This window comes from Microcystis sp. BLCC-F209 (assembly GCF_041928595.1).
Lineage (GTDB): Bacteria > Cyanobacteriota > Cyanobacteriia > Cyanobacteriales > Microcystaceae > Microcystis.
The window spans coordinates 25,904-35,375 of record NZ_JBHFLL010000162.1 but is presented as its reverse complement, the minus strand read 5'-3'; the positions used below and the strand labels follow the sequence as shown (position 1 = coordinate 35,375).

The 9,472-nt window shown below is 45.2% G+C and carries 7 protein-coding genes and 2 pseudogenes; 4 read left to right on the top strand and 5 right to left on the bottom strand.

Annotated features, from left to right (window positions below; translation table 11 throughout):
* Nucleotides 1-161: 161 nt before the first annotated feature.
* Nucleotides 162-272 (top strand): annotated as a pseudogene (locus ACE1AQ_RS10040) (DNA-binding protein); the annotation flags it as partial.
* A 51-nt stretch (nucleotides 273-323) separates the two neighbouring features.
* Here ACE1AQ_RS10040 and ACE1AQ_RS10035 read toward each other — a convergent pair.
* Entirely contained in the window at nucleotides 324-1,397 is a 1,074-nt protein-coding gene (locus tag ACE1AQ_RS10035; RefSeq protein WP_002791832.1) for a Gfo/Idh/MocA family protein, read from the bottom strand.
* A 233-nt stretch (nucleotides 1,398-1,630) separates the two neighbouring features.
* Between ACE1AQ_RS10035 and ACE1AQ_RS10030 the strand changes: the two genes are divergently transcribed.
* Together ACE1AQ_RS10030 and ACE1AQ_RS10025 are read left to right on the top strand one after the other, a co-directional pair.
* Nucleotides 1,631-2,203, top strand: coding sequence for a shikimate kinase (locus ACE1AQ_RS10030; RefSeq protein ID WP_008202509.1), 573 nt, complete (start codon nucleotides 1,631-1,633; stop codon nucleotides 2,201-2,203).
* Entirely contained in the window at nucleotides 2,203-2,526 is a 324-nt protein-coding gene (locus tag ACE1AQ_RS10025; RefSeq protein ID WP_110545015.1) for a cupin domain-containing protein, read from the top strand. Before ACE1AQ_RS10030 ends, ACE1AQ_RS10025 begins: the two co-directional genes overlap by 1 nt.
* A 14-nt stretch (nucleotides 2,527-2,540) precedes the next feature.
* On the opposite strand, the gene hemW is transcribed toward ACE1AQ_RS10025, so the two are convergent.
* Nucleotides 2,541-3,713, bottom strand: a complete 1,173-nt coding sequence (hemW, locus tag ACE1AQ_RS10020) for a radical SAM family heme chaperone HemW (protein WP_110545013.1) — start codon at nucleotides 3,711-3,713, stop codon at nucleotides 2,541-2,543.
* Between the two features lie 252 nt (nucleotides 3,714-3,965).
* Here hemW and ACE1AQ_RS10015 point away from each other — a divergent pair.
* Nucleotides 3,966-4,135, top strand: a pseudogene (locus ACE1AQ_RS10015) (ISL3 family transposase); the annotation flags it as partial.
* Nucleotides 4,136-4,809: 674 nt separating this feature from the next.
* On the opposite strand, the gene murI reads toward ACE1AQ_RS10015, so the two are convergent.
* From murI to ACE1AQ_RS10000, 3 genes are all read right to left on the bottom strand, one after another.
* Nucleotides 4,810-5,622, bottom strand: coding sequence for a glutamate racemase (gene murI / locus ACE1AQ_RS10010; RefSeq protein ID WP_008198171.1), 813 nt, complete (start codon nucleotides 5,620-5,622; stop codon nucleotides 4,810-4,812).
* A 97-nt stretch (nucleotides 5,623-5,719) separates the two neighbouring features.
* A complete protein-coding gene (locus ACE1AQ_RS10005) occupies nucleotides 5,720-7,618 on the bottom strand; it encodes an N-acetylmuramoyl-L-alanine amidase (protein ID WP_008198169.1) in 1,899 nt (632 codons plus the stop codon).
* 414 nt (nucleotides 7,619-8,032) lie between these two features.
* Nucleotides 8,033-9,421: a cation:proton antiporter gene (locus ACE1AQ_RS10000; protein WP_110545011.1), complete on the bottom strand. Its 1,389-nt coding sequence runs from the start codon at nucleotides 9,419-9,421 to the stop codon at nucleotides 8,033-8,035.
* Nucleotides 9,422-9,472: the final 51 nt, after the last annotated feature.

Here is a 9,472-nt window from a genome sequence, read left to right as displayed (position 1 = left end):
TCAACATCTCTATCATTGGCTCCAGCTACATCAAATGTTCCCAAAAAATATAGAAGAGCTAATGCAAATTAGCCGCTATCGGTTGAAGGATTACATCAAGGGACAAAGAGCTATATCGCTTGCTCTATCTACCTTCTAGCTCGCTTGTCCCCCTATCAGGAAATTGCCCCAATGTCAAAATGGATGGAGATGATGATGGAGTTCCCTGTGAAAGTCAATGGTGTGGGAAAAAACCCTCAGAAAAATGTTTAAAAAGTTCTTCAGATAACTAATTTTGACTGCTCACCCCAATTCTCTCACTTAAAGAATCGGGGTGAAAACAATTAAGAAGCAGTAATCACGGGAGAATTAAGATATTGATAATTCCAGTCCGATTGTTGCCAAACGCGACCATCAAGGGCAATTTGTTCGATTAAACTAGCTAATCGCAAAGCTTTTAAAGCTTGTTCCCCACCGACAGAAGGTTGGTCCCCACCGCGCACACAATGAACAAAATGTTCTAATTCCGCGTGTAGGGGTTCAATATTGCTAGTATAAACCTTTTCAATTAAACCATCTTGACGGTAGAGAACTTGACCGTAATCGGTGCTATAGTTAGCGGTGGTTTGCCGGTGAATGAGGATTTCATTATTGAGAAAATCCGCTTCCGTGAGAGAATTTTTACAGTGGGCCGCTAAACGGCGAATCTTGCGATGAGTCACCTTACTAGCGGTTAAATTAGCCACCACTCCATTACTAAAACCAAGGGTTGCAGTGACATAATCGAGATAACCGGAATCAGTGGCAGCGCGACTACCACTAGCGGTTAATTTCACCACGGGAGCGGCGACTAATTCTAAAATTAAATCTATATCGTGGATCATTAAATCTAACACCACCGACACATCATTAGCGCGTTGGGAATAGGGACTCATGCGATGGGATTCAATCGCTAAAATCTCCTCGGTTTTCAAGACCTTCGATAACTCTTGGAAAGCGGGATTAAAACGCTCGATATGACCCACTTGCAGAATACAATCGTGATCGGCTGCCGCATTGACTAAAGATTCCGCTTCACTAATACTAGCGGCGATCGGTTTCTCGATCAAGGTATGTACTCCCCCTTGCAGACAGTCCATCCCGACTCGATGGTGTAACCGGGTGGGGACAGCGATACAAACCGCATCTACCCTAGGTAAGAGGTCTAAATAATTTTCAAAAAAACGGACTCGGTATTTACTGGCAGTTTCCAGACCCTTTTCGACGTTGACATCGGCCACCCCGACGAATTCCACGTCTTTTAACAAACTCAGGATGCGACTATGGTGTTGTCCCATGTTACCGACCCCGATAACCCCGACTTTAATCGGTTTGAGTTGATTTCTATTACCCGGAAAGTTTGCTGGTTGATTGGACATGAATTTTAGACTCCTGTGTTCACACTCCCCACACCACTTGATTAGATTAATCAAGCTGATTTTGTCGATGAATTACCAAGATGGTATCATGGTTATCCAGATTCTGACACGATGTCGGTGTCAATGGGAGTTCTGAGAAGATTTTCTGATTTCATCTCGCGGTTTTTACTCCTAAATGCTTATCAAAACATCGTCCCTGAGTAGCGAGGACTACATTCAGCTAAATTTTAACTATGGACAATTCAACGGATTTTAACTCCTTACGGGGATTAAGTGTTTTTTTGCTAGGAATGATGGGGGCCGGCAAATCCACCCTGGGAGAGTTGCTTTCCCGACGGTTACAATATCGTTTTTTTGATACAGATATATTAATAGAAAGGGTCGCGGGAAAGAAAATCAGGCAAATTTTTGCCGACGAGGGAGAAGCGACTTTTCGGGAGTTAGAAACCCAAGTTTTGGCCGAATTATCCTCTCTGACTAAAACTGTGATTGCCACCGGGGGAGGGATGGTTTTAAAACCGATGAATTGGAGTTATCTTCGTCACGGTTTAATGATTTGGTTAGATGTTCCCCTAGAAGTCTTGGTTAAACGTTTAAAACAAGATACCTCTCGTCCCTTGTTGGAGTCCACTGATTTAGAAAGTAAACTAGAATTATTATTAGAACAAAGACGAGGACTGTATGCAGAAGCGGATCTTCGGATTGTTGTTTCTGACCTAGATACACCTGCTCATATCGTTGAGAAAATTTTAACAGCAATACCGACGGTGATTAAAGATTTTCATCCAGAAAGAGATAATAACTAATGACAGCAGCTTCAATTTTTGATTTACCCGAACTAATTCCTGACCGAGAAATTCTGGAAATTCTGGCCCAAAGTCAGGCTATTCGTCTGGAAAGAATTATTTCCACCGGTCAAACCACTCCCCGGGGTCAATGGTACGATCAATCTGACTTTGAATGGGTGATTTTATTACAGGGATACGCTGAGATTAGTTATGAAGATGGCAACAAAGTTAATCTGCAAGCAGGGGATTATCTCCTAATTCCTCCTCACCAAAAACATCGCGTCGAATTTACTAGCAATAATCCCCCTTGTATTTGGTTAGCTATCCATTATCGTCAGTAAAATATAGTTTCTGACTATTGCCAGCGATCAAATAAATCGGTTAAAACTAGATTAGAAAACAAAAAACCTTCGGGGTCGCTTAATCTTACCCTGGTATCCCCCTCAATTATTACTAGATTACGCTGTTCATGCGGCTCTAAGACCTCTAAAATTGCTTTTTTGATTTCCGAACCAAAATTAGCTTCAATGGCGGGTAAACTCACCCCTGACCCTAACCTTAACCCTAGCATTAAGGTTTCGAGAAGATCATCAATCAAGCTATTTTTCTCCACGTCAATCTGACAGCCTTCTTTTACCCAAGCGAAATAGTCGCGACTTTTGCGCGGACGGGTAAAACGTTGTTGATGAAGATAACTAGCAGCCCCCATACCAAAACCGTAATAGGGACGATTTTCCCAGTAAACTCGATTATGTCGGCATTGATAACCCGGTTTGGCATAGTTAGAAATCTCGTAATGTTGATAACCGGCTAAAGCTAGTTTTTCACTGGCTAAAACATACATTTTCGCCGTGGTTTCATCATCGGGTAAGGGTTTTTTCCCCGGTTGATACTGTTTACCGAAAGGAGTAACCGCTTCTAAGACCAAATCGTAACAGGAAAGATGGGCCGGTTGCAGTTCGATCGCTTTTTCTAGGGAATTTTCCCAATCTGTCAGGGTTTGTTGTGGCAATCCCGAAATCAAATCCAAACTATAGTTAACTATTCCCAATCCCTGAATTAATTCCACTGCCTGATAGATATCCTTAACATTATGCGATCGACCAGAAACCTGTAATAATGGTTCTTGAAAAGCCTGTACTCCTAAACTAACCCGATTAACTCCGGCGCTAAGATAACCCTGTAATTGTTCTAAACTAAAGGTAGCCGGATCAATCTCCATAGAAATCTCTATATCGGCCGCAAAATCAAACTTTTTGGCTAAAGTATCCAGAATTGATCCTAATAATTCCACCGGTAACAGGGAAGGAGTCCCCCCCCCAAAAAAAATTGTTTCTAGGGGTTTCCCCGTCCCCTGACTAAGGCTAATTTCTTCTTGTAATATTTCCACATACTCCACCACAGGGGGAAAAGTCGCCGGATTGGTGTGATTACCGACGACAAAAATCGGGAAATCACAGTAAAAACAGCGCCGACGACAAAAAGGAATATGAATATAAACCGAGGTTACGGGGTCAAAATAGGGCATTATATCAAGTAAAAAGGAAAAAGGGGTTGGGAGAGGGAATTATGAATTATGAAGTGGGAAGTGGGGGAGTGGGAAGAATAGACCTCTTGCATAATTTTTTTATGGTAGAATCAGGGGCTTTGCCTTTTTCTCGATTTTTAGAGGGAAGTCGAAAAAAGGATAAAATGTGATCTTAGGTCAGGCAATCATCATCGGCTCTTCTAGGTTCTGTGTCAGAATGGTACAATAGCAGTACATAAGAGGAGGTGGGTTATCTGGATAGATTTTGATCAACTCCTCGATTTACCCAATGTACAGGGGTCAATTACCAAAAAATTGCTCAGACAATTTTCCTCAAGCTCGCTCTTTTAAATGAAACAATTGAATGTCCGAATTGCCTTCAAATCTTGGATAGAATCAATCAGACAGAGTATAATCTAGTCAGTCCCGATGAAAAAATTTTCACCCCCACAGATGAAAGAGGCTTCCTTCCCTACATCCTACACCCGTTCGGCAGTTCGGCTGGTCTCACCGTCGAAGCCTGAGATCACGGCCGAAGCCGACACCCTACACCCTCTTTCCAGTCAGTGGTACTTTTCCCTCCTGCCTTCTGCCAACCGCCTCTTTCTAGGTTGACAAAAGTCCATAACCTGTGCTGTAGGAGGGATTACAAGAATTTCCGCTCCCCCGTTACTGGGTACAAATCAGGGAAACCCCCAATAAATCTAAAACTTTCCCAAAACTGAATTAACACACTGACTTCCCTCTGGGAAAAATTACTGTATTAATATTGGCAGTCTTGACGAAAACAACTGGTTTTGCCAACATTGCAAAATACAGAGTTACTATTATTTTCCCAGTCATGGGCAAATCATTGTAAGTAGTCGTGCAGAATTAATTTCCTAGTGAAGATAGGCAAAAGGCAAGAGGCAAGAGGCAACAGTAAAGGGATTGAGGGAGATTCGGCTAATCTTAAGAATAAGCACTTTAAATGCGTCTTAGCTTACTTATTAGTGTCCGTGCTTCACCTTGACGAGAAAGGATGTAAATAGCAGTTTCCTGCTGTCTTTTCACTGATAACTGCTCACTGATAACTGCTCACGGAAAAGGCTAAGGGTTATAAAACGGGGACGGGTAAATAAACCTTTTCTACCCTGGGAGAAAAACCTAGCCATTGACGAGATAAACGGGCAAAAGTGTCAGGATCACCGCTAACTGCGAAGTTAGTAGGTAGGGGTGTTTCGGGATTTTTTAGTCCTAATAATTCTAGCTCTTTTTCCGCCGCTCGGACAACGGCAGCGGCGGGATCTACCAAGCGCACGGAACTAGGTAAAAGAGGACGTAAAACCGGGGAAAGATGGCGATAATGGGTACAACCATAGACCAGAGTATCAATATTTTCTGCCAGTAAAGGCTGAAGATATTCCCTAGCCACTTGTGTGGTGTAGGGGTCAAAAATGCGGTTAGCCTCGATCAAAGGTACAAACTCAGGACAGGGAATTTGCCAAACTTGGGCAGTAGGATCGATTTCTTGTATAGCTTGTTTATAGGCATTACTTTTAGCCGTAGCCGGGGTAGAAATCACACCAATGCGCTTTCCTTTTTCAACGGCAGTTTTTGCCCCGGGCAAAATTACCCCCAAAATCGGTAAATCTTTAAATTCGGCCCGCACTTCTTCTAAAGCCAAGGCAGAACTGGTATTACAGGCCATAATCACCATTTTCACCTGGCGATCGCTCATCCAAGTGAGAATTTGCAGGACAAATTCGATAATTTCTCCTTTAGAACGGGTTCCGTAGGGAAGTCTAGCGGTGTCAGCGAAATAGAGAATCGATTCTTGGGGCAGTTGTTTATACAACTCCCTTAAAACGGTCAGTCCACCCACACCACTATCAAACACACCAATCGGACTAAATTGTGATTCTCTCATAGATATCGAGGAAAACGCTCATCTAAAATAGCTTTATTTGATGATATTAAAACACGGATTTTTTGATCAGTAAACTAATGCTCCAATCATTTAACCATTAACGGAGATTTCGTTGAATATATTCAATAATCCCCCCAGCGATCGCCGCCGCCATTTGTCGTTGAAAGTTGGCATTGGCTAATTTAGCAGCATCCTCAGCGCCCGTAACGTAACCCACTTCCACCAGGGTAGAGGGCATTCTCGAGGTTCTCAGCACATAGAAACGGGCCCGACGCACCCCCCGGTCGCGCATATCGACACTGCGGACAATATTGCGATGGATGGTGTCCGATAAACGGCGATCACCGAAGTAATACACCTCTATGCCATTGACATCCGGTCGTGCTTTCCCCATAGAGTTAGCGTGGATACTGACAAATAGATCGGCATCGATCCGGTTAGCCATATCCGTGCGCCCTTGCAGGGTGACAAAGAAATCGCTATCTCTAGTTAGACGCACATCGATGCCCTGTTGTTGCAGAATGCGGGTAACTTCTAGGGAAATGGGCAGAATCACGTTTTTTTCCTGAAGGCCACCAATTCCGATCGCCCCCGGATCCTTGCCACCGTGGCCAGGATCGATCACCACTAGAAAGCGGCTATTGCGTTGTTGGGGGGGATTAGGGGTGGGGTTAGAGGGGCGCAGATGCGGGTTAAATTGCCCCGTATCTGGGGGTAAAGGGACGGGAATAGTGGTGGAGTCAGGAACCTGAGAAACGGGGCTAGAATTGCGGGAGGAAAGCAATTCTAGGGCTAGGGTTTGACCGTCCGACTGATTGAGGCGACCGAATTGAAATCCTGCCGCGGTCTGTACCAAAATCAGCACCTTATTAACACTTTCCTGACGTACGCGCAATTGATAGATGGGACTAGAGCGACCAAAGCGCGGACCTCGAAAAGACTCGGCTAACTTAGCATTTTCGATGCGTAGTTCATAGACCCCATCCCGGTTAACACTGCCGTTAGCTTTTAGGGGTAAATCCGCGCGAATTAACAGGCGAGCGTTATTACCCGTCAGATCGATCGAGGAGATCGTGGCCAAACGACTGCTAGAAGGGGGATTATTGGCAGTTTTCGGGGGGGGATTATTGGGGCGAGGATTGGGATTGCTGGCCTGAGTGGGGGGAGGTGAGGAGATATTATCCACGGAACTCATGCCGCCCCTGGGCAGTAAAACCAAGCCACCAAAACGACTATAGAGAGCTTGCCAATCAGGACTATCCCTATTAACGCTTAGGGAAATCTTAGCCTGTTGATTGGCAGTTTGACTGAATTGAATATCACCGACCCCATAGCGATTGACGGGGATAGTTTGACCGGTGAGACTGCTGGGTAAAGTGGCCCCGGGTAATTCAAATTCGATTTTTTTGCCGTCCCGGCTGCGTTGACTGCGGATCGATCGATCATCACCATTTTGCTCTAAACGGACAAAAAGACCATTGCGAGTCACCTGAAAATCATCGTTGTTGTCCGTCCGACTAACTGGGGGTGGGGGAGTGGGACGGGTGGAACCGCGATCGGGGGGAGGACTGGGATCGGGGGTGACGGGTGGTTCTGTTTGCTCACTAATCGGTTGCGGTTCCGGCAGTTCCACTGTCCATTGGGTGGGCGAAATCCCGCGAATTTTTACCTGTTGAGGATCGACGGTATAGCCGGGGGCTAACTCAATCACTAAACGGGTAGTTTCCGCATCAAATTGACCGATGCGGACACTTCTGACGATATTGCCAATGGGCCGGTTAATATTGGGTTGCCCTAACCTGATCCCGGGCAGATCGATCACGATCCTGGTGGGGTTAGTGATCATTTGCGCTCGCGGTTGCACTCGATTGTCGGTGGTGAACACCAGACGATTCTCATTGGTATCGAATCGCCAAAAGACGAGCTTGCCTGCCCAAGCAGGGGCCGCCACCAGCAACCAAGTTAATGCGCTTAGGAATAACCAATGAAATCTCATGATCGATGCTCCCGTTCCTCAGTTATCAATTACCTTTTTTCGGTAAAAATGGACGATTTTGTCGATTTTTTGCCATCCATAGCTCCCTTAATGCCCTGAGAATAACTATCTATAAAAACAAGCTTATGGGACGTTGAGATGGTCTGCTATGTTTCTGATCAGTTATCAGTGATCAGTTATCAGTCATCAGTTATCAGTCATCAGTTATCAGCTTCTGAAGGTAATAGGCAAGAGGCTCCAAAAAAGAATCTGGCAATTCTCCTACCTAAAAATAAGGTTAGAAACTAAGTCCATGAAAGCTTTTAGCTTAACAAATTAGGATTTAGATTCGGCCCTTGTTATCAATGAAAAGACGGCACTGTTAGTGCCACTTAACACTGCTACTGGTAACTTAACACTACCACTGGTAACTGCTCACTGCTCACTGCTCACTGATTGAGGACTGGCGGTGGGTTCTTTAAATACTAACCTTAACAGAGGCGGAGCGACAAAGGTGGTCAAGATCACCATCATAATAATGGCCGCATCGGTAGCGGGGGATAAAGCACCACTAGCGGCCCCGACTCCGGCAAAGACTAAACCCACTTCACCCCGGGGAATCATGCCAACTCCGATCGCCAAGCGATTGAGTTTTTCCTTACTGAAAACGGCTAACCCCGTCACCACTTTACCCAAAATAGCGACGACAATTAGGAAAGCGGCCAAGACTAATCCTTCTCGATTGCTGGGAATAGCGGGATTAAGCACACTTAAATCGGTTTTTGCCCCCACACAGACGAAAAATATCGGTACGAATAAATCGGCGATCGGGAACACTTGTTCTGCCAATTCCGATCGCTTTTCCGTTTCCGCTAGAACCAGGCCCGCAGCAAAGGAACCGAGAATCGCTTCTAATTGAATAACTTGGGCAATATAGGCAAGAATAAAGGCAAAAATCAGGGAAACTAAGAGCAATTGTCCCCTAGTTTTCATGCTATTAACTAATTGAACATAAAAGGGGCTTAAAAAACGACCGATCAGGATCGCCCCGACCACAAAAGTGCTAGAACTAATAACTAGATAAATTACTTTGCTAATTTGCACTTCTCCAGTCTTCACCAAAGAAGCAACGACGGCGAGAACGATAATACCGAGAATATCATCGAGAACCGCTGCCCCGATGATAATTTGACCTTCTTTCGCTGATAACTGCCCTATTTCTGCTAAAACCTTGGCGGTAATGCCGATACTGGTAGCGGTTAAAGCTGCCCCGGCAAAAATAGCGGCAATGGTGGCCAGATGAAAGATATAGATTAAACCCAAAGTACCCACCAAAAAGGGAACCGCAACCCCCACCACTGCCACAGCGGCTGCCTGTGGACCGACGCGAATTAATTCCTGCAAGTCCGATTCTAAACCGATCTCGAACAGCAGGATAATTACCCCCAATTCCGAGAGGACGGAAATCACCTCACTAGCAGCGCTAAAAACGGCGGGAGATTCCTCCGGGGTGAGGGGGGAAGTGGATTCTAGGAAGTTAATTAACAGAGAATCCTCGAATCCCGCCCCTCCTTCTGGAAAAACCAGTAATTTTAGGGCAGAAACCCCGATAATCACCCCACCGACTAATTCTCCTAACACGGGAGGCAAGTTGAATCGGACGCATATTTCCCCCCCCAGTTTACAGGCGAAATAAATAACGGTCAAACTCAGCAGCACGCAGGCTAAAACTAAGGCACTATCGGCAGTTTCGGCCGTAGCTGCCGAGGCTAACAGGGGAAGATTAAAACTCCAAGCGGAAGAAAGGAAAGGCTGTAATATCATCGCTCGCTCAAAATTACTCCCAATACTCTAACAAGCTGGCGGCCTATTCAG